This is a genomic window from Paenibacillus flagellatus, from assembly GCF_003217775.1.
Classification (GTDB): Bacteria; Bacillota; Bacilli; order Paenibacillales; family NBRC-103111; genus Paenibacillus_AB; species Paenibacillus_AB flagellatus.
In genome coordinates, this window is record NZ_QJVJ01000008.1 from 42,757 (window position 1) to 66,352 (window position 23,596).

15 protein-coding genes are annotated in these 23,596 nt (G+C 62.8%); 6 read left to right on the plus strand and 9 right to left on the minus strand.

Annotation, left to right across the window (positions count from 1 at the left end; translation table 11 throughout):
- Positions 1-25: 25 nt before the first annotated feature.
- The 3 genes from DLM86_RS17830 to DLM86_RS17840 form a co-directional block, all read right to left on the minus strand.
- Positions 26-706 (minus strand): AlkZ-related protein, encoded by a 681-nt coding sequence (locus DLM86_RS17830; RefSeq protein WP_110841420.1) that lies wholly within the window; start codon positions 704-706, stop codon positions 26-28.
- Between the two features lie 84 nt (positions 707-790).
- Positions 791-1,615: a DUF6597 domain-containing transcriptional factor gene (locus DLM86_RS17835; protein ID WP_158289539.1), complete on the minus strand. Its 825-nt coding sequence runs from the start codon at positions 1,613-1,615 to the stop codon at positions 791-793.
- Positions 1,616-1,882: 267 nt separating this feature from the next.
- The gene (locus DLM86_RS17840; protein ID WP_110841422.1) at positions 1,883-2,470 is read right to left on the minus strand and encodes a thymidine kinase; all 588 of its coding nucleotides are present in this window, start codon (positions 2,468-2,470) and stop codon (positions 1,883-1,885) included.
- Between the two features lie 233 nt (positions 2,471-2,703).
- Here DLM86_RS17840 and DLM86_RS17845 point away from each other — a divergent pair, with 233 nt between their 5' ends.
- Together DLM86_RS17845 and DLM86_RS17850 are read left to right on the plus strand one after the other, a co-directional pair.
- Complete coding sequence (locus DLM86_RS17845; protein ID WP_110841423.1) at positions 2,704-13,287, plus strand: fibronectin type III domain-containing protein; 10,584 nt, start codon at positions 2,704-2,706, stop codon at positions 13,285-13,287.
- Positions 13,288-13,463: 176 nt separating this feature from the next.
- Positions 13,464-14,684: an MDR family MFS transporter gene (locus DLM86_RS17850; protein WP_245954696.1), complete on the plus strand. Its 1,221-nt coding sequence runs from the start codon at positions 13,464-13,466 to the stop codon at positions 14,682-14,684.
- On the opposite strand, the gene DLM86_RS17855 is transcribed toward DLM86_RS17850, so the two are convergent.
- On the minus strand, positions 14,659-15,402 hold the full coding sequence (locus tag DLM86_RS17855) for an EcsC family protein (protein WP_110841425.1): 744 nt from the start codon (positions 15,400-15,402) through the stop codon (positions 14,659-14,661). The genes DLM86_RS17850 and DLM86_RS17855 overlap by 26 nt on opposite strands.
- 207 nt (positions 15,403-15,609) lie before the next feature.
- Between DLM86_RS17855 and DLM86_RS17860 the strand changes: the two genes are divergently transcribed.
- Positions 15,610-15,984: a hypothetical protein gene (locus DLM86_RS17860; protein ID WP_110841426.1), complete on the plus strand. Its 375-nt coding sequence runs from the start codon at positions 15,610-15,612 to the stop codon at positions 15,982-15,984.
- Positions 15,985-16,068: 84 nt separating this feature from the next.
- Here DLM86_RS17860 and DLM86_RS17865 read toward each other — a convergent pair whose 3' ends face one another.
- The 3 genes from DLM86_RS17865 to DLM86_RS17875 are packed head-to-tail and all read right to left on the minus strand — an operon-like array spanning position 16,069 to position 18,726.
- Entirely contained in the window at positions 16,069-16,815 is a 747-nt protein-coding gene (locus DLM86_RS17865) for an ABC transporter ATP-binding protein (RefSeq protein WP_110841427.1), read from the minus strand.
- A complete protein-coding gene (locus DLM86_RS17870) occupies positions 16,815-17,633 on the minus strand; it encodes an ABC transporter permease (RefSeq protein WP_245954697.1) in 819 nt (272 codons plus the stop codon). Before DLM86_RS17870 ends, DLM86_RS17865 begins: the two co-directional genes overlap by 1 nt.
- 28 nt (positions 17,634-17,661) lie before the next feature.
- Positions 17,662-18,726, minus strand: a complete 1,065-nt coding sequence (locus tag DLM86_RS17875) for an ABC transporter substrate-binding protein (protein WP_110841428.1) — start codon at positions 18,724-18,726, stop codon at positions 17,662-17,664.
- A gap of 231 nt (positions 18,727-18,957) precedes the next feature.
- Between DLM86_RS17875 and DLM86_RS17880 the strand changes: the two genes are divergently transcribed.
- Positions 18,958-19,461: a ferritin gene (locus tag DLM86_RS17880; protein ID WP_110841429.1), complete on the plus strand. Its 504-nt coding sequence runs from the start codon at positions 18,958-18,960 to the stop codon at positions 19,459-19,461.
- Between the two features lie 78 nt (positions 19,462-19,539).
- On the opposite strand, the gene DLM86_RS17885 is transcribed toward DLM86_RS17880, so the two are convergent.
- The gene (locus tag DLM86_RS17885) at positions 19,540-20,385 is read right to left on the minus strand and encodes a helix-turn-helix transcriptional regulator (RefSeq protein ID WP_110841430.1); all 846 of its coding nucleotides are present in this window, start codon (positions 20,383-20,385) and stop codon (positions 19,540-19,542) included.
- A gap of 258 nt (positions 20,386-20,643) precedes the next feature.
- On the opposite strand from DLM86_RS17885, the gene DLM86_RS17890 reads away from it, so the two are divergent.
- Complete coding sequence (locus DLM86_RS17890) at positions 20,644-21,642, plus strand: Gfo/Idh/MocA family protein (protein WP_110841722.1); 999 nt, start codon at positions 20,644-20,646, stop codon at positions 21,640-21,642.
- Positions 21,643-21,666: 24 nt separating this feature from the next.
- On the plus strand, positions 21,667-22,611 hold the full coding sequence (locus tag DLM86_RS17895) for an aldo/keto reductase (protein WP_110841723.1): 945 nt from the start codon (positions 21,667-21,669) through the stop codon (positions 22,609-22,611).
- Between the two features lie 109 nt (positions 22,612-22,720).
- Here the strand turns inward: DLM86_RS17895 and DLM86_RS17900 are convergent, their stop codons facing one another.
- A complete protein-coding gene (locus DLM86_RS17900; protein ID WP_110841431.1) occupies positions 22,721-23,554 on the minus strand; it encodes a LysM peptidoglycan-binding domain-containing protein in 834 nt (277 codons plus the stop codon).
- Between the last annotated feature and the right edge of the window lie 42 nt (positions 23,555-23,596).

Here is a 23,596-nt window from a genome sequence, read left to right on the forward strand (position 1 = left end):
GTATCAACCTCGCTTTCGAATCGATTCACAATCCCCATTTGTTGCGCAAAAAGGCGAGCGCTTTTCCGCTTGCCATCGGCTCCAGCCGGGCCAGCAAGCTCGCTGCGGCATCTTCGCGGGAAAGGGTGCCGCACTCCGGCAGGCCGTGCTCCGCCATCCATTGCGAGGCGGGCGTATAACACGTGCCGTTCCAGCCGGTTTTGCCGCCTTGCTCACCGCGGACCTCTTCCGTTCCCCGGATGACGATATCGAACGATTCCTGCAGCTCGATCAACGCTTTGTCGAATTCGCATTTGTCCGTCTTCGCCGTCATGCCCGCCGACCGCCGCAGCGCCCGCGCTTCGATGCCCGGCTCCGCCTCGATCGCTTCATATACGCGCCAGGCGGCCCGGGACAGCTCGCCGTCGGCATACCGCCGCTCGACCGGCTTGGCCGGCGCGACCGCCCTGGCGAATAGCGGGAACAGCTCGGCGGCGAGAAACGCCGGTTTTTTGGCGACGAATCGGCCGTATGCGGCCACGCCTTCCCTTGCCAGCCGGACCCGCCAAAGCCAAGGGTCGGCTTCCGTTCCGGTGTGCCAGGCGGAAGGCTCGGTCGCCGCATCCAACGACGGATGGTCGGGGATGAACCCCGACAGGGGCAGGATGCCGCAGCGGCGGACGAGATCGCCCGCTTGCTCGAACGAACGGATCCGTTCGGGTTCCATCTCGATCCCTCCTTCGATTCACGGTCCGAACGACTCCAGCCTATCACCTGAATCGGACGCCGTATTGAACAAATCGGACAGCCTTCACCGCCGGACGAGGGAGCGCCCGGCCGCCGCGGGGGAGTCGCCGTACAGCGAGCGGAAATCGCGGATGAGATGCGCCTGGTCGGCAAAGCCGTACCGCGCCGCCGCGCCGGCCCAATCGTCCGGACCGAATCCGCGCTCGAGCCCGGACAAAACGAGCTGGAAGCGGACGATCCGGGCGAACGTCTTCGGAGCGAGACCGGTCCATCTGCCGAACAGCCGGTTCAGCGCCCGCTCGCCGACGCCGCTGGACCGGGCCAGCTCGGCGATCGGCGCGGCGCCCTCCGAACGGAACAGCTCGTACAGGGCGTTGCCGAAGGCGGCATCCGTCTCGGGAAGCGTTCCGCGACGCAAGGCGTCCAGCAGGAAGCGCTCGGCCGCCGCGACCCGTTCGGCGAAGGTGCCGCACTCGGACAGCCGCTCCGCCAGCAGACGGCCTTGCGCGCCGGCGACGTCGTCCAGCGGGACGAGCCGGTCGGTGAATTCGGCCGAGGGGACGCGGAACAGCCGGTACAGCCCTCCCGGGAAAAAGCGGATGCCGAAATACCGGCGGCCCGCCGCGGCGGACGCGGCGTCGAACGGACGGTCGAACGCGCCGCATATCGACCGGCGGACGTCCGGTCGGTCCGGCCGCCATTCGAACAGCATGTCCATGCAGCCGTCCGGCACGACCCGGTGAATGGCGCCGACCGTCTCTTCCATCGTCCAAAAGCAGGCGACGAAAGGCGCGAGCGCGGGGGAAGGGAACGCCTCGCGGTATGCGGCGGCGGCCCGTCCGGCGTCGGGCGGCTGAATCGGGCGGTACATGCGGTGCAAATCGGGCATGAGGAGCTCGCCTCCTAGCGGATACGGCTTATGTATCGGAAGTGATCGTTCCGTGCAGCGGCTGCGATCGGGAATGGGGAAAACGCCCAGCATACCGTAATCGCGTACATTTGTACCTGATTCGCGGCTGCGGCACCGGGAAGGCTGACGCGGCTCCTTGGCCCCGGCCGTTACCGCCTGACGCGAGAAAGCGGGGAGGAGAAGCGCCTCACCCTCGACCGCCTCGCCCCGCACCCCGTCGCCCTCCGGCAATCGGCAGCCATCCCGTTACTCCCCGCCGGCCGCCTTGGCCTTCTTGCGAGCCTGCGAGTAGCATTTACGGCATACCGGCAAATAGCTTTCGTTGCCGCCGATCATAATTTGCTCGCCTTCGAAGACGGGGACGCCGTCCTTGCAGCGCATGTTCATCGTCGCCTTGCGCTGGCAGCTCCAGCATACCGTCTTCACTTCCTCGATCTTGTCCGCCAGCGCGAGCAGATGATAGCTGCCCTCGAACAGCTTGCCGCGAAAATCGGCCCGCAGCCCGTAGGCGATAACCGGGATGTTCAACTCGTCGACGATGTCGCACAGCGCCTTCACCTGCGTTTCGTTCAAAAACTGCGCCTCGTCGACCAAAATGCAGTTCGGCCGCTCGCGCTCCGCGAGCTTGTACATATCGAGACTGGCCGTGATGACGACCGCTTCCTTCTGAATGCCGATCCGCGACGTGACCGCGCCTACGCCGTACCGGTCGTCGATCGCGGGGGTGAACAGCAGCACCCGTTTGCCTTGCTCTTCGTAGTTGTGGGCGGTGCGAAGCACCTCGATCGATTTGCCGCTGTTCATCGCCCCGTACCGGAAATACAGTTTCGCCAAGTTGTCCGCAATCCTCTCTGTCGATAGTTCCTTTTCCAGCATAGCGGAAAACGGTCCGCATGAATAGGGGAAACCGCCCGCCCTATTTTTACCTGACGGTCTTCCGAAAATAGGAAAAAAAGCTTATGCAAAAATCGAAACATGCGCTATAATAACAATTCGGATACGATTTGTATCGACAAATAGTGTTTTAACGTCGAATCGTATCATATAGAAAGGACGGAGGGATTGGAGTGAATAAAAGAAAACGACGATGGGGCAGCGCGCTGCTGGCTGCCACCATGCTGAGCGGAACGTTGGTTCCGGCGATACAAGCCGCCGCGGCTCCGCCGGATTGGCGGGACGTTCTGGCGTTTCCCGCAGAAGGCGACATCCAGGCAACGCCGAATACCCTTACGACGGATGGGCAGCACCACGAGGTGCAGCTCGCGCTGCTGGACGACCGTGGTACGGGTATGGCCTACATTCCCGATCCGCGCAGGAACGGGCAATGGGCGCTGGATGTGCTGGATGCCGAATCGGCTTGGCGGACGGTGTCCGAAGCGACCTACGGGGACGGCTCGGGCCCCCAGCAGCAGCAGCGGCAGCCCGTCGTCATCGCGGTTATCGATACCGGCGTCGATGCGGCGCACCCCGATTTGGCCGGACGGCTGCTTCCCGGCCATAACGCGATCGCGGGCGCCGACCCGAACGACGCGAGCGACGACTCGCCGTCCGGCCACGGGACGCACGTGGCGAGCGTGCTGGCCGCCGTCTACGGCAACGGCGTCGGCATCGCGGGGGCCGTCGGTCCCGCGCCGGTCCGTCTTTTGCCGATCAAGGCGCTCGGACCGGATACGAAAGGCAAGGCGTCCGACATCGCCGCGGCGATCCGCTATGCGGCCGGGTGGATCGGTCCGCAAGGCGAGCGGGTGAAGGCGATTCATCTCAGTCTCGGGGAACGGCTGGACTTGTCCGGGTCCGAGGCGGCGGCGGAGCTGAAGGCCGCCGTCACCGACGCGCAGGCGCAAGGGGTTCTGCTCGTCGCGGCGGCCGGTAACGACGGTTTGCCGGTAGCGGGAGACGCCGCCTCCGCGCTTCCTCCCTATTATCCGGCCGCCTTCGAAGAAGTCGTCTCCGTCGGCGCTCTCGATTTGACGGGCGAGCGGCTGGGCTTGTCCAACAGCGGAGCGGACATCGAGGCGCCGGGCGAGCAGATCGACGGCGCGATGCCGGGCGGCGATTACGGAAGCCGATCCGGCACCTCCTCGGCGGCGCCTTTCGTCACGGCGGCGGCCGCTTTGATGTGGGCGGCGAAGCCGGACGCCAAGGCCGAGCAGGTGCGAGCCGCCCTGTATGAGCAGCCCGGCGAGCGCTGGACGATCGACCGGGCGCTGCAGCGGTTTATGACCGGTCGTACGGCGGCGCCGAAGCCGGGCAAAGCCGTCCGGCTGTTGGCGGCAACCGGGTTCGAAAAAATAAGCAATGCGATAGGCGGACTCGCCAATACGGGCGACAGCGGCACGCCCTCGGTCAGCGAAGACGGCCGGTACGTCGCGTTCGATTCCAATTCCAGGAGACTCGTGTCCGGAGACTATAACGGGTTCCGGGACATTTTCCTGTTCGATCGGGTCGAAGGATCGGCGACCCGGCTTTCGCTGACGCCATTCAAAGGCGAAGCGGACGGCGACAGCTTCGCGCCGACGATCGCGCCGGACGGCGAGCGCGTACTGTTCGCCTCGAAGGCGGCCAATTTGACCGAGACGGGCGAATGGGGAACGAACTTGTACATATATGATCGTTCGTCCGATTCGATTCGCAAAGTGGCGGACGGGGGATTTGCGGAGGGGGCGACCGAGAACGGTCCGACATACGCGATGAGCGCGAACGGACAGATCGTCGCGTTTTCTTCCGAGCAGCCGAACGGCGTCGAGGAAGACGCGAACGGCTATCCGGATGTGTTCGTGAAAGATTTGCGCACCGGGCTTGCGACGAGACTGACGAATCACGATTACTTGAGCCCGGACTTCAGCGCGGTCGCGATTACGCCCGACGGCCGGTACGTCGCCTTCGACAGCAAGGCGAAGCTGACCGCGGATGACAGGGATGCGGAGAGCGACGTCTACGTCTACGACCGTCTGCTCGGCACGACGGAGCTCGTCAGCAAGACGGCGTCGCCGAGCTTCGGTCCGTCGATCAGCGCCGACGGCCGGACGCTCGCCTTCGTCACGAGAGGTCCCGCGTTCGGGGACGAATCGCTGCAAGTCGGCCATGTCGAGCTGTACGACCGGACGACGGGACGAACCGAGCGGATCGGACCGGTGACGGAAACGGGCGATACCGGCGAGAAAAGCCGACCGGTTATTAGCGCCGACGGCCAAATCGTCGTGTACGAGTGGAGGCAGTGGGATCGCGGCGAGCTGTACGAATACGATCGATCGGTCTCCGTTCCGCAAAACCGCCTGCTTACCGTCTCCCCTGACGGCGAGGCGGCGGACGGGGCAAGTCGAAGTCCGGTCTTGTCGCGGAACGGGTCGTTCCTGGCTTTCGCGACGACTGCGCGAAATTTGGCCGAAACGCCGGAAAACGGTAACGATAACGCGGCGGATATCTTTTTCACCGATAGGGGCCGCGCCTTGCCGGAAGCGCCGGCATGGCCCGTCGGAGCCGCCGCGCAGGCCGTTCAAACCGGCGCGACCTACGCCGCACTGAGCTGGACGCCCGCGACCGCCGCAGGCGAGGGTGTGCCGCTGTACGCCATTTACGAGGGAGAACGGCTGTATGCGATCGTACGGGGGACGTCTTACGTCGTAGATGGATTGACGCCGAATACGGCTTATACGTTCCGCATCGTGCCCGGCAACGACTCGTATCGTTTTGGGGAGGAATCGGTCGCGGTGGAGGTCCATACCCGGATCGAGCGAGACGACACACCGCCTGCAGCGGCGCAAGGGAACGTTGTCCCGCAAGCGGGATCGTTATCCGTCACCTGGACCGATCCGTCGGATGCGGACTTGGACGGCATCGTCGTCCAATGGAGAAAGACGGGGACGGCTTCGTTCCGGGAGCTTCCGATCGTGCCGGCGGGACGGCAAAACGCCCGGATCGACGGCATCGTGAACGGGACGTTCTATGACGTGCGATTGATAAGCGTCGACAAGGACGGGAACGCGACGGAGGGCGCGGTCCAAACCGTTTCCGGCGTGCCGGGGCGGCAGATCGGACGGTTCCCGTTCTCGCCGGCCGGACGCCAGCCGAACAACTACAGCGAAACGTCCGATGTCAGCGACGACGGGAACACATATGTCTTCTCGACCTGGGCCACCAACGTGGTCGCGGACGATTCGAACGGCTATACGGACGTCTTCCTGTACGATCGCGGGGCCGATCGCATCGTGCTGATCAGCCGCTCGACGGAAGGCGGAGTCGCGAACGGGATGAGCGAAGCCCCGGTCGTCAGCGGCAGCGGACGGTACGTGGCGTTCCGGTCCAACGCGGGCAACCTCGTGGACAATCCGCCTTTTCGCGAGCAGTGGGCCGTCTATCTGTTCGACCGGGATGCGGACGGGGACGGGGTCATGGACGAGGCCGATCCGGGCGCTACGTCGCTCAAGCGGATCAGCCCGGACGACGATTACCGCGACTTCGATAACGTATCCGTCAGCCGGGACGGCTCCACAGTCGCGTTTACGGGCAATTACTCGGAGGCGACGGACCCGCTGTATGTGTACGATACGGCTGCGGGTACCGCGAAAGTCGTCATCGAGGAAGAAGAAGGCTACGAACCGGAATTGGTCGACATGAGCGCCAACGGACGTTACCTTTCGTTCGTAACGGATAAAGCGTACGATCCGGACGATACGAACGATCGATCCGACCTGTACTTGTACGACACGGATCAGAACACGTTCGAATGGGTGTCCCGCTTCGATTCGGAGGAAGGAATGCCGCGCGCCTCGTATTCGTCGGTGAGCGACGAGGGCGACGTCGCGTACTTGTTCAATCCCGACGAACAGACGAAGCGATTCGGCTTGTACGTGTACGACCGATCGGAGAAACGGACGATTCCCGTATCCGAAACGCCGCTCGGGGACGTCGGTGCTCCTGCCATCAGCGCGGACGGCAAGCGGATCGTCTACCAGGAGTACGTCGACCGCGGACCGGAAGGGAACCAAGATATTTATAAGGATATTGTGCTGTATCACGTCGGTTCCGGCTTGAAGGAAAGCGTGTTGGTAACCCACGACGGGCAGCCCGGCAACGGCGGGGGCGATGCTCCGGCGCTGAACGGCGACGGGACGTGGATTTCGTTCCGGTCGGATTCGACCAATCTCGTCACCGGCGACACGAACGGGCAGGACGATCTGTTCTATGTCCATGTGCCGGGGACGGAAGATCGCGAGCCGCCCCAGTGGCCGACGGGAAGCGAGCTGAAAGCGGACGCCGTCGGGGCGAACGCGGTGACGCTCCGCTGGACGGCCGCGACGGACAATACGGCGGTGCAGTCGTACCGGATCTCGTACGACGGAGGCGGGGAGCTGACCGTCCCGGGTACTGTTACTCAAGCGACTGTCGAAGGCTTGCGCCCCTCTACATCGTATACGTTCCGGGTTCGGGCGTCGGACGCCGCCGGCAATACGAGCGAAGGTCCGACGGTGACGGTCACGACGGATGCGGGCTCCGAGCTCGTACCGCTTCAAGCGGAAGCGCTCGATAACGGCGACGTGAGGCTGACGTGGCCGGCGGCCGACCCGGCGATTTCGCTCAAAGGATTCCGTCTGTACCGGACGCAGGTCCAGACGGGGGAGCCGTTCGAAATCCGCATCGACAATCCGGCGGCGGTCTCCTACGTCGATACGGGATTGCAGAAGCGGACCGCCTATACGTACACGGTCAAAGCGGTTTATCCGGACGACACGGTCCGGGACTACACGACGCAAGCGCAAGTGACGACGAGGGGAGGAAGCTCGATCGAATTTGCGAGCGTCCAAGTGCCGCTCCATTACCGTAAATATGTGAGCGTCGGCAGGGAAGCGACGATCAACGTCCGAGCCGCGGCGGGAGCCGAAGGCAAGGCGATCGTTTCGTACGCGGCGGCCGCCGAGAGCGGAACCGCGACGATCGAGGTGCCGCTGACGGAAGATGCGGCGGCCCCGGGCCGATATGCGGGCAAGTTCATCATTGCGGAAGGGATGACGGAGATTGCATCCGTTCAAGTGCGCTTGAACGCAGGAGGCGAGACTTCCGAAGCGGAGGCGTTGAAAGGACCGCTGACCGTGGCGGGCTCGATTCGGATTCCGCTCGCCAACGTCCCTGAAGGGGGGCACGATTTGCTTGATCAGGCGCAGCTTGCCGTCGTCAGCAAATCGGCCAAAGTGTCGACGGGCGTGCGCCTAAGTGCAGCCGGAACGAGCTATACGATCGACGGACTGCCGCCGGCCGACGACTACGAAATCAGCCTGTTTTCCCGTAACGGCCAATCGCTGCTGAGGCTGCCGCCCGAGCCGTTCTCCGTCGCGTCCGGACGGATCGGCGATGCGGCGCCTATCGACTTATGGTTGCCGTCCAGCCTGCGGGTTCGGGTTTTGAAGCCGAACGGAGAACCGTTCGCAGGAGCCGAAGTCATGGCCAAGGATACGGACGGCTCGATTCGGGCGCTATCCCGGACGAACGCCGACGGCTATACGGGCGAGCTTCTAGCCCACGGAAGCTTGGGGGAAACGTACCAGTTGAAGGTGGACGTAGGCGTCCCCGAATATGTGGAGGCGGCAACATCGATCGTGTTGTCCAAGGTCGGACTGAACGAAGAGACGCTGACCGTACCGGTACGGGAACGGGTTTCGTTGCGAGGGAGGATATTGGACAGCAAGGGCAACGTGTTGAAGGACGCCCGGGTGATCGGGAGTCAACGATTGAGCGGCCGGTCATATTCCTTCAACGGGATCGTCGACGGGAGCGGCGGTTACGTGCTCGACTTGTACGAGGGAGCGGCGAGAATCGCCGTATCGGCTCCCGACTGGGGACTCGAGACGATCGATCTGGACCTGCAGCCCGGCGCCCATGAACGGGACCTTGTAGTCAACACCCCGGCGGAATGGCCGGTAACCGTTAACTTGTATACGATTAACGAGGACGGTACGCGCAGCGGTCCGATGGACCTCGATTGGCGGGTCATCTCCATGTTCCAGATCCGGTCCTCCTTCGCGGTGAGTACAGCGTCGAAAAATCCGTTTATCGTCAAGGCGAGACCCGGGGATACGGTAAGCTTTTGCGCCAACGGCTCCCAAGTGCGGATGACGGCCGCCTGCGGCACGACCGTGATCAGCCCGACCGCCCCGAACGCGGTGGACATCGAGCTGAAACATTACGGGCTGATCGGGACGAAAATCAAAGGAACGCTCGAGTATTACACGCTGGTTAAGCTATTTTACGAAGAAGAGGACGGCCGGCGGGAGCTGGTTGAGCAAAAGTACGTCAGTTATGGCAACGTCGAACTCAATGTGCCGAAGCCGGGCAACTATGTCGTGCAGTGGCGGCCCAACGGCTCTACCGAATTGTACGCCGAGCATATTCTGACGATTGCGGAAGGCCAATCGATCGACTTGGGCACGATCCGCTTCGAACCGGCGGGAACGCATTACGGAGGCAAAGAAGGCAACGGCATCCGCGTCACGCCATCGGAATTGACGGTCGGAGGAACGATTGACGTTCGCGCCGAGTACCGCAATTCCGGTGCGAGCGCGACCGCTCCGACCGTCTTGAAGCTGGCGATTCCCGCAGGAACCGACTTGCTGGAGCGAAGCGTCGTCCTGAACGGCGAGCCGCTAGCCGCCGAATCCGGCCGCTGGAGAACGGCAGGCGGCTTCCTGCTCATCGACGTGGGAACCGTCGCACCCGGTACGACCGGTGCGGCGAGCTACAAGCTGCAAGCGGACCCGGACAAAACGTCCGGCATGCTGGGCGTATCGGCTTTCGTACAGGTCGGTGCGGCGAAGCCCGAACCGATCGGAACGGCGGTCGTGAGCGTGAATCCGCTCCGGTTCGATATACCGTCGCGAACGGGACGCGCGGAGATGACCGTCCTGGGGTCCGCACCGGCCGGCAGCGAGGTGCAGCTGTACGACGGCGACCTGCCTCTCGGCACGACGACGGCTTCGCCGAACGGAACGTGGCGGATGAAAATCAAGCTCAACGCGGGAGAGGGCGAGTCCGAGCACCGGATCCGCGCGGAAGCCGAACGGGCCGGTACCCGTTGGAGCACGCAGGAGAAGCGGGTACGTTTCGACTCCGCTTACCCGGAAGTGGCCGAATTCACGATGCGCCAGCCGGACGGGCGAACGGTTACGATCGACACGGCCGACGGCGTAGCGACGTTTCCGTACGTAGTCGCAACGGGTGCCCCGTTCTACATGACGGCTAAGTTTATCAATGCATCCCGGGTCGATCAAGTGAGATTCGTTATGGCGGGCCAAGGGCATCCGGCCGTGCGGAACGCCGACGGCAGCTTCTCCGCTACGCTGTTCAACCCGAAGCCGGGGCCGATCTCGCTCCAATATACGACGACTGACCGTACCGTTACGCCCGACCGCGTACCGGACGAGGACGAAATCCGCGACCGGCTGCCCCCCGCCATGAAAGACGTGACGATTACGCCTCCGGTCATCGAAGGAGAGCCGGCGGGTACGGTCCGAACGGCCGCGTTCCAAAGCTCGCTCGGTTATCAGGGCGGGACCGTAGGGACCGATTTCAAGGTGAAGATGGAGAAGGTGACGAACTACAGTCCGTCGAGCGCCGACGTTTCGCGGGCGAATCAATACGGCGTCCCGGTTTACGGCTTTTCTTTCAGCCATTCGATGTCGAACGGCACGTTCTCGTTCAAGATGACCGGCTATTTTCCGGAAGAACGGTTCTCCTCCCAAGCGGGAATCGCGGAGGCGCTCCGCGCGTTGGGAGGGACGGACCCGTTTGCGCCGGCTGCGGCGGAAGAGGAGCCCGTCCTGGAGGGCGCGAACGTCGGGACGTTCATCAAGCTGTCGTTCCAAGGGGCCATGAAGTGGTCCGGCGCGGGCAAGATGTGGACCGGGATCGATTCCGTCTACTCGTTCGCCGACGGACTGGGAGTCAACGAATCGTTGAAGGACTTGGGCGATTTGATCGACGCGGCTACGGACTGCAGTCCGAGCAGATTCAACTATTACCGCGACTGGGCGGAGGATTTGAAAAACCAGGCGATGGCGCACGAAATCGCCAAAGCCGTCCTGATGATCGCGGGCGTAGCTCTCGGGCCGGAAACGTTCGGTCTCGGCACCGTCGCCATGTTCATGCTGACCAACGCTGCGGGCAAAGTGATGGACGGCTTGATCGGAGCGAGCATCGACAAGATGAAGGCGATGATCGCGAACGACAGCGAGTGCAAGAAGGACGACGACGAAAACGATCCTCCGGAAGATCCGCCGGAAACCGATCCGGGACCGGTTCGAAAGGATACTCCGCTGGCGGATCCGAAATGGATTTACGATCCGAGCGGGTACGTCTATGAGGTCGACCCGTCCGAACGCGTGGAAGGCGTCAAGGCGACCGTCCTCCAGTGGGACGAAGCGGAGAGCGTCTGGAAGCCGTGGGACGCCGAATGGTATCTCCAGCAAAACCCGCTCTGGACCGATCGACAAGGCAAATACGGCTGGGACGTGCCGGAAGGGAAATGGAAGGTCATGTTCGAGAAGGAAGGCTTCCGAACGGCGTACAGCGACGAGCTGATCGTGCTGCCTCCGCATCTCGACGTGAACGTGCCGCTCGTATCGACATTGCCGCCGCAAGTGACGGCCGTCGAAGCGGCGCCTGGAGGAACGGCGATCGACCTTTACTTCAGCCGGTATGTCACGCTGGATTCGGCCAATGCCAATACGATTACGGTGACCGACAACGTGTACGGGACCGATATCGCGGGGACCGTCTCGGCGGTCGGCGAGAAGCCGTATGAAGGACGTGCGGCAGCCCGTCATCTGCGGTTCGAGCCGGCGGCCCCGATCGCCGTAGGATCGTCCGTACGGGTAGCCGTCGACGGATGGGTGCAAAGCTACGCGGGCGTGCCGCTCGGCGACGACTACTTCGCCGACGTTACCGTAACGGCCAAGGATACGAAAGGTCCCGGCAAGGTGACCGACATCGTCTCCTCCGCGACACAAACGAATATTTCCGTCATGTGGAAGGATCCGTCCGATCCGGATTTCAGCAAAGTGAAGCTGTCCTGGAAAGTGAAAGGATCGAAGCAGGCCTGCAGCACGATTACGGTCGATAAAGGCAAGCAGTGGGCGACGATTCCGAACTTGTGTCCGGGAACCGAATACGAGATCGGCATCGCGGCGTACGACGCTCAAGGCAACGCGTCCGAAACGCAGACGATCTTCCAGTCGACGCTGAAGAACGCCGCCGTCGCGGACACGTCCGGTCCGCGTCAAGTCGGTTCGTTGACGGCCGTTCCCGGCACGAACGAGATTCGGCTGACGTGGAAAGATCCCGACGACGCCGATCTGAACGGCATCCGGATCTCCTGGCGAAAGCAGGGAGATACCGAAGAGTCGCCCCCGGCAACGGTGGCGAAAGGGACGCAGGCCTACACGATCGCGGGCGTGCTTCCGTCTACGGAGTACGAGATCTCGGCCGTCGCGCTGGACAAAACCGGAAACGAATCGATGGCGGTCGCCGTCGTAGCGGCAACGAAGAGCGCGGGCGGCAATGGAAATGGGAATGGGAATGGCGGAGGCGGGGGATCCGGTACGGGCGGAAACGGCGGAGCGCCGTCCCCGGGTCCGATAACCGCGCCGACGCCGCCCAAGCCGGCCGGCAAGGACGTCGAGACGTTCAAGGTCGAACGCGAAGGCGGCGAATTCCGCGCCTTCGACGGAGCGGTACGGCTGCAAGTGGCCGCCGACGCGTTCGATCGTACGGCGGAGCTTGCCTTGGCGAAGGAAGGCCGCCCGGCCGTTCCGCAGGACGGAACGTGGAAGCCGGTCAGCATCGCCTACAGCTTGACGGAGAAAGAGACGCTGGCGATCCGGAAGCCGGTTGCGCTGGAGCTTGCTTACGAGAAAAACGAGCTCGGAAGCGCGGATCCGCGGAAGCTGGGCATCTATCGCCAGGATGACGGGAAGCCGTCCGGCTGGACGTACGTCGGCGGAATCGTCGATGCGGCGTCGGGACGCATCTCGGTGAACACCGACGTTCCGGGCGTCTATGCCGTCCTGCTGAACGACGTGTCGTTCGCCGATCTGGACGCGCACTGGAGCCGTTCCGACGTGGAAGTGCTGGCCAGCCGGCAGGCGGTCGACGGCATCGGCGGCGGGTTGTTCGATCCGGATCGCGCCATTACGCGCGCCGAATTCGCGAAGCTGCTCGTCGGCTCGCTCGAAGGCAGAGGAGGACCATCCTCCGCGCCGAGCGCGCCGGAGTTTGCCGATGTAAGGCCGGGAGACTGGTTCTACGAAGCCGTAGGCGCAGCGGCCGCCCTCGGCCTCGTGGAAGGCGCGGACGGCCGGTTCCGGCCGAACGACCCGGTGACGCGCGAGGAAGCGGCGGTCATGCTCATGCGCGCGCTCGCCGTACGCGGCGGAGCGGCGGAAGGCGAGGCGCCGGCTGCCGGCGAGCCGCTGGCCGCTTACCGCGACGGGACGGACGTGTCCGAATGGGCGCGGGAAGCCGTCGCCTGGAGCGTAAGCCAAGCGCTGCTCCAAGGCATGGACGGCGACCGGCTGGAGCCTCAGGGACGGACGACCCGCGCGCAAGCGGCGGTGCTGCTGCTGCGGGCGCTCCAACTGACCGGAGCGATCGAGAACCGGTAACCGAACAAGAATGGCGAAGAACCCCCGTCGGGCGCAATGGCCCGGCGGGGGTTCTTCCCGTTGGTTGCACGGGCGCATCCGGTTTCCGAACGCAAATCGAACAAACGGTCTTGTCACCGTCGCCGCAACGGACTATGATAGATACCATTCTACTTTCGTGCTGGGAGTGCATCACCGTGATCCGACTTCGTCTGCTGCTAAGCTCCTTCCATCCCGTCGTCTCGTCGCTTCTGCTCGGCACCGTGTTCGCGCGGGCCGCTGCCTCGATGAGCCTGCCTTTCCTCGCCATATATTTGACCGGACATACGGACCTCGGACCGGCGGCGATCGGGCTCGCCATCGGAGCGGGCTCGCTCGCCGGCACGTTTGGCGGCTTCGTCGGCGGCTCGCTCTCCGACCGGATCGGACGCAAAGCCGTCATGCTCGTCTCGCTGTACGGCTGGGGCTTCGTCTTTATCGGCTTCGCGTTCGCCGAAGGGTTTTGGCCGTTTCTGCTGCTCAGCATGGCGAACGGCTTGTGCCGTTCGTTCTACGAGCCCGTCTCGCAAGCGCTCATGGCCGACTTGACCGAAAAGGATAAGCGGTACCGGGTCTTCTCGCTCCGCTATACCGCGATCAATATCGGCGTTGCGGTCGGCCCGCTGCTCGGCGCCTATATCGGCCTCGTCGCGGACGGGCTTCCTTTTGTCGTGACGGGGGTTGTCTACTTCGTCTACGCCGCGTCGCTTCATGCGCTGCTGAACCGGTTCGGCATCCGCCGCATCGAGGGGGAGGCCCGAGAGCCCGTCACGATGCGCGCTTCGTGGACCATCGTCGTCCGCGACGCCGCGCTTCGCTACTTCCTGCTCGGCAGCATGATCATCGCGGTCGGCTATTCGCAGATGACCGTCACGCTGTCGCAGGTGGCCGGTCAGCGATTCGCCGACGGAGCGGCGTTGTTCGCCGTGCTCATGTCGGTCAACGCCGTCGTCGTCATCGCGCTGCAGCTGCCGCTTTCGCGCTGGTCCGAGCGTCGCCCCCCGCTGCAAAGCTTGGCGCTCGGCGCCGCGATGTATGCGCTCGGCGACGTCGGCTTCGCGTACGCGAACGGCTGGGCGGCGATGATCGCGGCGATGGTCGTCTTTACGCTGGGCGAAATTTTGACGTTTCCGGCAGGCAGCGTGCTGATCGACCGGATCGCGCCGGAACGGCTGCGCGGCGCCTATTTCGGGGCGCAAACGTTCCAGAACGCCGGCCACTTCGTCGGCCCGTGGCTGGGCGGCTTGCTGCTGGCGGAATATGGCGGGACGGTCATGTTCAACACGATCGCGGCGATTACGCTGACCGCCGTCTTGTTCTATCGCCGGGGCTCCGCCGTCTACGAGGCGAAGCTCAGAGACGACCGTTCAGCCGCCTGAGCCGGAACGCGTGAATGGCCGTATCGCCCAGCTCCTCGAGCAAGCCGTAGTTGGCCCATGCGCCCACGATGGCGCCGATGCCCGGCACGAGCTGGAGCATTTTGCGGAAGTCGATCGCGTCGCGGTATTCCTGCTGGAGCTTCTCCCAATCGAGCGACTCGAGCGCCTTCTCGCCGGGAGGATATCGCGCGGCGATGTCGTCCCATTCGCGGACGACCCGGTATACGCCGTATTTGTGCTCGCGGCCGGAGAAAGCGAGCTGGAACACGTACAGCAAAAACAGCCGCTCCCGATAATCCCGGGTGGAATACCCGTACAGATGCGCCAGCTCGAACAAGCATTTCATCTTGATCGCGATCAGCGCGGGGAAGTCGACCAGGCCGAGGGCGAAGCCGCCCGCGCCGGTTCCGGCTCCTTCGGCGGCCGCGATTTTTTTGTACGTATTGACGAGGGCGAGCGCCTTCTCGTCCGTTTCTTCGAGCGACAGGCCGATCTGGGGCAAGCTGTTCGGGACAAAGTCGAGCGTGAACAGGACGGTGCGGAAAATGCCCTTGACGGCGGTCGTCATCGCGGCATGCACCTTCGCCGGAATTTTCTCGTTGATTTTCGTCGAGATCGTCTTGGAGGTGCGCTCGAGCAGACCCGGGGGCTTCAGCAGCCGTCGTTCCCATTCGGTCAGTCGGACGCGAACCGTCTCTTCGTAAGTAGGGGTGTTCATGGATGAAGCCTCGCTTTCCTCATGTTTCCTGTCGGAGTATTCGCTTTTTTCTACCCTACGATACGTCGGCCGAACCCGATCGGTCGCAAAAACGGGCGATTGGAAAAATGGGGCGACGGTGGGAAAATAGGGGGATTGACTTTTGGCGGCGGGCGGATAAAACTTGGAGTAGGACATATTCGTTTTCATTATAAGGAGATTCGGGCGTTGAACAACCCTTTGCTGACGAAGGAAGAGCTGAGCATGCTGCTGTCCCCCGAGCAATTGAAACGGCTGGAGGAGGGACGCGCCGAGGACGACGGCCGGTTGGCCGAGCGGCTGAAGGCGATGGAGGAGAGGATCGGCCGGCTGGACGATACGGTCGCCGGCTTGAGACGGCGGATCGCCGACTTGGAGGAGCGGCTGGCCTTCCGGGAGGCGGCCGCGGCGCTGGCGGCGCCGGCTGCAGGAGCGGAAACGAAGGGGTTGGCGGAAGAGGCGGCCGGTGCCGGCCGGGAGTCGCCCGCGGCGACGCAGCCGATGGCGACGCTGTCCCGCGTGGACAAGTATAAGCGAGACAAGAAGCCGTTTTTTGCAAGGTAACGGAGCGGCGGTCACCGGTTTTGAAAAAACGAAGGAGCTCGCGCCCGCCGAATCGGGCGGACAAGAGCTCCTTTCGCTTTTTATTCAGATGTTGTACGTCCCGATATCGAGACTGTCCATAATCTCCTGCCGCAGCCGGACGAACTCCGCGCTGTTGCGGTTGCGAGGACGGGGCATGTCCGTCTGGAGCTTCTTGATGATCCGGCCCGGACGGGGACTCATGACGTAAATCGTATCGGCCAAGTAGACGGCCTCGTCGATATCGTGGGTGATGAGCAGCACCGTCTTGCCGGTGCCGCGCCACAGCTTGATCAGCTCGTTCTGCATCGTCAGCCGCGTAATGGCGTCCAGCGCCCCGTACGGCTCGTCGAGCAGCAGCACTTCGGGATTCATGACGAGTGCGCGGGCGATCGACGCCCGCTGCTTCATGCCGCCCGACAGCTGGGCCGGGAAATATTTTTGGAAGCCGCTAAGGCCGACCTTCTCCAGCACCTCGTCGACGCGATAGCGTCGTTCCTTCGGAGGGACCCCGGCCAGCTCCAAGCCGAAGCCGACGTTGTCCTCGACGGTGCGCCACGGATACAGCGCATGCTCCTGGAAAATGAGGACGCGCTGCGGGTCCGGCTTGCGGATCGGCTCGCCGTTCGCCAGCACTTGGCCGCCGCTCGGCGTCTCGAGACCGGCGATCATGCGCAGGACGGTGCTTTTGCCGCAGCCGGACGGCCCGACGATGGCGGCGAATTCGCCCTTCTCGATCGTAAAGTCGATATCGGAAAGCACGTCGAGCTGGCCGAACCGCTTGTTGACCTTATCGATGCGGATCGTCTGCATTATTGGTCGCCTCCCATCACGTACCGGTAGCGGAGCAAGCGGCGCTTCAGCTTCTCGAGCACGAAATGGTCGAGCACGGCGGCGATCGTGCCGATGACCATGATGCTCAGCATGACGCCGCCCATGTCGGCGACTTCGCTGCGCCAGTTGGAGTAGTAGCCGAGGCCGGACGTGGCGCCGCCGACCATCTCGGCCGCGATGAGCGAACGCCACGCGTTGCCGAACGCGACTTGAGCGCCGGTAATGAACGCCGGCAGCGATTCGGGCGCGAACACCTTGGTCAGCTGCTGGCGCTTCGAAGCGCCGAGCACGCGGGCCAGCTCGAGGTGCGTCTTGTTGACGCCCTCGGTGGCGTTCAGCATGGACAGCGCCATCGGGAAGAAGCTTGCGATCGTAATGACGGTAATGATCGTCGCGTTGCCGAAGCCGAGCAGGATCACGAAGAAGGGTACCCACGTAATCGGCGGTATCGATTGCAAGATCGAGATGAGGCTGCGCAAATAAACGGCGAAGCTGCGGGAAATGCCCGCGAGCAGCCCGAGCACGGCCCCGAGCGCGCAGGCGATCGGGTAGCCGAGCGCGAGGCGGATCAGGCTGTCCTTGACGCCGGCCATGAAGTCGGCGTCGCCGAAGCTTTTGACGAGACGCTCGAACACTTCCGGCACGCCGGGGAGCAGAAACGGTTTGTTCAGGATCCACGACCATACCTGCCATAAGGCAAGAAGGCTGCCTATCGCAGCGAGATAAGGCAGCACTTTGCGTACGGTGACGCTTTTCGGTTTCGCGGACCGGTTCGGTTTATCGGATGTCGAGTTCACCGCGCGGTCTCCTTCTATATAGCTGAAATTATTTTTTGACTTGCTGCTGCCACGACAGGTCGAGGATGTCTTCCACCTTGACCGGTTTGTCGAGCGCCTTTTGGGCAATCATAATATCGGCGATTTCCTGCATTCTCTTGATTTGGTCGGGCGTAATTTCCCAGTTGAACGTCTGCGACTGGATCGAATCCTTGATGACGGACGTCGCTTTCACTTCGCCGTTTTGCGTCTTGAACGATTCGCCTTGGATGAAGCGCGGCGTAATGAGGTCGGCCGCCTTCTGCGGGTCGTTCTGCAGCATCTCGATCGCTTCCTTCTGCGCGTCGAGCATCCGGTTGACCGCGTCGCGGTCCTTCTTCAGCATGTCGTCGGTCGTAATGACGACCATGCACGGGAACGGCCATACTTTGCCGATTTCGTAAATTTGCGTCACCGGCGAAGTGAGGGTGGCCATGCGCGCGTACGGCTCGAACACGAACGCCGCGTCGACCGCGCCTCCCGCGAGCGATTGGATCGCCTGAGCGGGCTCCGCATACACCATTTGCAAATCCTTGTTCGTCAGCTTCGCTTGGGCGAGCGTGACGCCGTTCAGCACGATGTCGGCCGTGCTGCCTTGCTTTTGCGAAGCAAGCTTCTTGCCCTTCAAGTCTTCGACGGTCTTGATGCCGGAATCGTTGCGGACGAGAATGCTGTGGAAGCCGAGCTGCGCGCCGCCGACGACTTTCAGGCCCGCGCCCTTGGCGGCCCACGTCACGGCGTTCGTAAAGCCGAGCACGCCGGCGTCGACTTGGTTGCCGACCATTGCCTTGATCAGGTCCGTGCCGCTTTCGAACGGCTGAAGCTTCACGTTCAGTCCGTGCTTCTCGTACAGCTTCGCGTCGTAGGCGAGCATCGCCTGCGCATCGTCCATGACGTTCAAGTAGCCGATCGTGATCGCCTTCGCTTCCTTCTTCGCCGGCGCCTGCGTGCCGGCGCCTTGCGTGGCGTCGCCCGATGCGTTCGGCTTCGCTCCTCCGCAGGCGGATACGACGAGCATGAGGGCGGCGACGGCGCCGAGAGCCCATGCGCGCGCGGGTTTCGATTGGATAAGCATGCTTGACATCCCCTTTAAATGGCTTGCAATTCCTACTATTTTAATAGGTTTTATTATAAAAATATCGGACGGTTCCGTCAAGAGCAAATTTCGGCATCGATTTTTCGGAAAGCGAAGTCGGAATGGGGCGAGCGGGGGCGGGGAACGTTGAAACCGGGCGAATAATCCCGATATAATGAAGACGGCGAAAGCCGATTGCCAAATTACGGATAAGAGGAGACGTGTTGCGCCATGTTGAGCCAGGCGTTGCTGGACAAGCTGAACGATCAGATGAACTACGAGTTTTATTCGTCCCAAGTGTATTTGGCGATGGCCGCCTATTGCTCGGCGGAAAGCTTCGACGGGTTTGCCAACTTTTTCATCGTGCAGGCCGAAGAAGAGAAGTTTCACGCCATGAAAATTTTTCACTTCATCAATACGCTCGGCAAACGGGCGATCGTGTCCGGCATGAAGGACCCGTCCAACGAATACGGCTCACTGCTGGATGCGTTCGAGCAAGCGTACGAGCACGAGCAGACGGTGACGAGACGCATCTACGATTTGTCCGATATGGCTTGGAACGAACGCGAGCACGCGACGATCAACTTCCTGAAATGGTTCATCGACGAGCAGGTGGAGGAGGAAGCGACGTTCGACGGCATCATCCAGAAGCTGCGCCGCATCGATAACGACAGCAACGCCTTCTATATGCTCGATGCGGAGCTGGCGAAGCGGACGTTTACGCCGGAAGCTTGATCCGGCTTGCGCGCGAGCGACACGGAAGCCCGGCCTTGACGGCCGGGCTTTTTCCGTCGGCCGGGGCTGCGGCCGCGGTCATTTCAGTCCGAGCCGGATTCGCCGGTATTCGAGCGGCGTCAGCTTCTCCTGTTCCATGAACCGTTTGTTGAAGTAGCTCGGGTTCGGGTAGCCGACCTCCTCGGCGATCCGTTTGACGGTCCAATCGGTACGTTCCAGCAGCAGCTGCTTGGCGAGCTGGAGGCGGCACAGCGTGACGAATTCGAGCGGAGACATCTGCATCGTCTTGCGGAACAGCTTGCAGAAGTAGTAGGCGCTTACGCCCGCCGTCTCCGCCCACCGGTCGAGCTCGAACGGCTCGTGCGCGCGGGCGCGGATCAGCGGCAGCAGCTTCGCCAGCCGGTCCGACGTGCCGGAAGCCTTGCCCCCAGTGAACGGCTCGGCCCGGCTCATAAACTCGGTCAAGATCGCGTACGTCAAGGAAGAAAGTCTGGCCAGATGCAGAAACGAATGCGTCTCCGCTTCCGCCAGCAGCTCCTCGTAAAAAGGGACGAGCTCTCTCCACGACTTGACCGTCCATAGCGGCGTCCGCCGGAACCCGTGCTCGGACAAATATTCGCCCAGCCTCGCCGAGCCGTAAAAGTGGACCCAGCGCACTTCCCAAGGGTCGTCGGTGCTGGAGTAATAGCGCTGACGCATGAGCGGGAAGTAGAAGAAGGCGTCGCCGGGCAGCAGCGTGTACGTCTCCCCCTCGTATTCGACGTAGCCTTTGCCGGCGGTGACCAGATGGATGTTGTAATTGTCGAGCGCCCCGTAGGCGCGGTCCACCGTATGATCCGGGTGGTCCCAATACCAGCCGACCGACTCCGGCAAGCAAAAGTAGGGCGGCTCGGCCAACGTCGGCAAATGATGCTGGCGCTGCATGACGGCGTCACTCCCGATGACAATATCGTGTTAGGGATTGCAAAATAATATTATTTTTATTTTAACGGCCCGCGTTTATAATGACAATTGTGAGCTACATCCAGTCTTCGATGCTCGGACCCGCATGAATCATCCGGGTTCGAACGTCGGAGCGGGCCGCCGGGAAGCGGGCGAAGGAACGCGACGGCTGCCGTGCGGCAGGGCATACGAAAACGTTTATATTTACTCGAGTAAAAAATGTTGGGAGAGTGGAGCATGATGAGCGAACGCAACGTAAGGTGGGGCGTGCTCGGCTGTGCCGGCATCGCCGTCCGTTCGGTAATACCGGGCATTCGGGCGTCCCGTACCGGGGAAGTGGCGGCGATCGCGAGCCGCGACGCGGCCAAGGCGAAGGAAACCGCGGAGAAGCTAGGCATCCCGAAGTCGTACGGGAGCTACGAGGAGCTGCTGGCGGACCCCGAAATCGATGCGGTGTACATACCGCTGCCGAACCATCTGCACAAGCCGTGGACGATCCGGGCCGCGCAGGCGGGCAAGCACGTGCTGTGCGAGAAGCCGATCGCGCTCGACGCCGCGGAGGCGGAGGAGATGGCGCTAGCTTGCCGCGAGGCGGGCGTCGTGCTGGCGGAGGCGTTCATGTACCGGTACCATCCGCGGTACGATCGGATCAAGGATATTATCCGCAGCGGCGAAATCGGCGATATCCGCGGCATGCACGGGGTGTTCTCGTTCAATAACGCCGGGGATTCGAAAAACATTCGCTACAAGGCGGAGTGGGGCGGCGGCTCGGTCTACGACGTCGGCTGCTATCCGATCAGCGCGGCCCGCTACTTGCTCGGACGGGAGCCGATCGCCGCGACGGCCAATGCGCTGTTCTCCCCCGACCACGGCGGCGTCGATATGATGGCGTCGGGTCTCGTCGAATTCGGCGACGGCTTGTCGCTGACGTTCGACTGCTCCATGTGGGCGGCCGGCCGCAATACGCTCGAGGTGCTCGGGACCGAAGGGCGGATCGAAGTGCCGCATGCGTTCGTCCATCCGCCGGGCAAAGGCGGCTTTATCGTGGAGACGAGGGCGGCGGGGCGCCGCGAGGAGCCGGCGGACGACGTGAACCAGTACGCGCTGCAGGCGGACGATTTCGCCGCCGTCATGAGAGGAGAGCCGCAGCGGTTCGCGCCGGACGACGCCGTCGCCAACATGCGGGTCGTCGACGCGGTGCTGAAATCGGCGAGAGAACGGGTTCGCGTCGAATTGTAACCGACGGAAGGAGAATGGGCGATGATGAAATACATCGACATTGCGGGAGCGGGGATGCCCTGCTCCAAGCTGGTGCTCGGAACGGATTATTACAAGCCGGACATCATGGACAAGATCGGACCGATCCTCGACGCCTTCACGGACATGGGAGGCAACGCGATCGACACGGCGCATATTTACGGCGGGGGCAACAGCGAGAGGGCGCTCGGGCTATGGATGGAAAGCCGGAACAATCGCGACCGGGTGCTTATTCTGACCAAGGGTGCGCATCATAACCGGGACGGTCCCCGGGTGACGGCGGCGCACATCGCGCAAGATTTGGAGGAAAGCCTGGAGCGGCTGCGCACCGATTACATCGATCTGTACGCGCTGCACCGGGACGATCCGACGCAGCCCGTAGGCGGAATCGTCGAGGCGCTGAACGCGCATATCGACGCGGGGCGCATCCGGGCGATCGGGGCGTCCAACTGGACGCACCAGCGGCTGCAGGAGGCGAACGAGTATGCGGCCGCCCACGGGCTCGTCGGCTTCTCGTTCAGCAGCCCGAACTTGAGCTTGGCGAAGCCGAACGAGCCGCGCTGGGAGGGCTGCGTCTCCGCCGACGAGGCGGCCTGCGACTGGCACGAGCGGGTGCAAATGCCGCTCTTGTCCTGGTCGTCGCAGGCGGGCGGCTTCTTCTCCGGGCGGTTCTCCCCGGAGAAGACCGACGACAAGGAGGCGGTTCGCGTCTACTACAGCGACGCGAACTGGGAACGGCTTCGCCGCTCCCGCGAGCTCGCGGAGCGGAAGGGCGCGACGCCGATCCAGATCGCGTGCGCGTACGTGCTGTGCCAGCCGTTCCCGGCTTGCGCGCTCGTCGGGCCGCAAAGCCCGGAGGAGCTGCGCTCCAGCGCGGCGGCACTCGCGATCGAGCTGTCGCGCGACGAGCTGGAATGGCTCGATTTGCGCTCCGATCGCGCGCCGCTTTGACGGCCGAGCGAGAGCGAGGCTTTTGCGCCAATTAGCCGCTCCCAACCGATAAAAAGGAAGCCTGCGTCGCCCGGATCGGCGTGCAGGCTTCCTTTTCGTTCGCCACGTATTATTGCTGGAGCTCCCACCAAGACAAATACGGGAACGGGTCGATCGTTTTCCACGGGGATACGTCGGTTTTGTAAATGCTGAAGTGCAGGTGCGGCAAAAATTGCCCTTCCGTCCCTTCCGGGCCGTAGCCGGTATTGCCGACATATCCGATCAGCTGGCCCTTCTTGATCGAGGCGCCCATCTTCATGCCGCCGGCATAGCCGGACATATGGGCGTAATAGAAGGCGGTGGAATCGTCGGTTTTGACGGTCAGCCGCCATCCGCCGTACTGGTTCCAGCCGATATTGATGACCGTGCCGTCCGCGGCGCTGTACACCGGCACTCCTTTGTCCGCGAAAATATCGACCCCTTCGTGGGCGCGGATTTCGGCTCCCGTCGGGCTCCACGTTCTCGCCTCGGCGTAATTGTTCACGTACGGCTTGTACGTGTTCGGCTTCAGCGGAAACGCGCCGTTCCCATAAGCGGAAGGCTTCTCGGGGATGCGGATGCTGTCTCCCGGGTTCAGCACGTTCGGGTTCGCGATTTGCGGATTGGCGCGCATGAGCACGGACAGCGGAACGCCGACCTTGACGGCGATTTTCCAATAGACGTCGTTCGGCTGGACGATGTAAACGTTTTTCTCGTCCGGCACCTGCAGCGTCTGTCCCGGATACAGCATCGTCGAAACGTTCGGGTTCAGCTTCATCAAATCCTGAACGGTAAGCTTGTTCGCCGTGGCGATTTTCCACAGCGTATCGCCGGGCTGCACCGTGTACGCAGCCGCCTCGGCGGACGAAGCGACGAGCGAAAATCCGAGCATGACGCCGGTAAGTAGAGCAAATGCTTTTTTCACTGGGGGTCAACTCCTTATGTACCGGATGTAGTTCAAGTGTAT

Excerpts from the sequence above, each read along its gene's own strand:
- DLM86_RS17830 (WP_110841420.1), bottom strand. The coding sequence starts at position 706 with ATGGAACCCGAACGGATCCGTTCGTTCGAGCAAGCGGGCGATCTCGTC.
- DLM86_RS17835 (WP_158289539.1), bottom strand. The coding sequence starts at position 1,615 with ATGCCCGATTTGCACCGCATGTACCGCCCGATTCAGCCGCCCGACGCC.
- DLM86_RS17855 (WP_110841425.1), bottom strand. The coding sequence starts at position 15,402 with ATGAACACCCCTACTTACGAAGAGACGGTTCGCGTCCGACTGACCGAA.
- DLM86_RS17865 (WP_110841427.1), bottom strand. The coding sequence starts at position 16,815 with ATGCAGACGATCCGCATCGATAAGGTCAACAAGCGGTTCGGCCAGCTC.
- DLM86_RS17875 (WP_110841428.1), bottom strand. The coding sequence starts at position 18,726 with ATGCTTATCCAATCGAAACCCGCGCGCGCATGGGCTCTCGGCGCCGTC.
- DLM86_RS17880 (WP_110841429.1), top strand. The coding sequence starts at position 18,958 with ATGTTGAGCCAGGCGTTGCTGGACAAGCTGAACGATCAGATGAACTAC.
- DLM86_RS17885 (WP_110841430.1), bottom strand. The coding sequence starts at position 20,385 with ATGCAGCGCCAGCATCATTTGCCGACGTTGGCCGAGCCGCCCTACTTT.
- DLM86_RS17890 (WP_110841722.1), top strand. The coding sequence starts at position 20,644 with ATGAGCGAACGCAACGTAAGGTGGGGCGTGCTCGGCTGTGCCGGCATC.
- DLM86_RS17895 (WP_110841723.1), top strand. The coding sequence starts at position 21,667 with ATGAAATACATCGACATTGCGGGAGCGGGGATGCCCTGCTCCAAGCTG.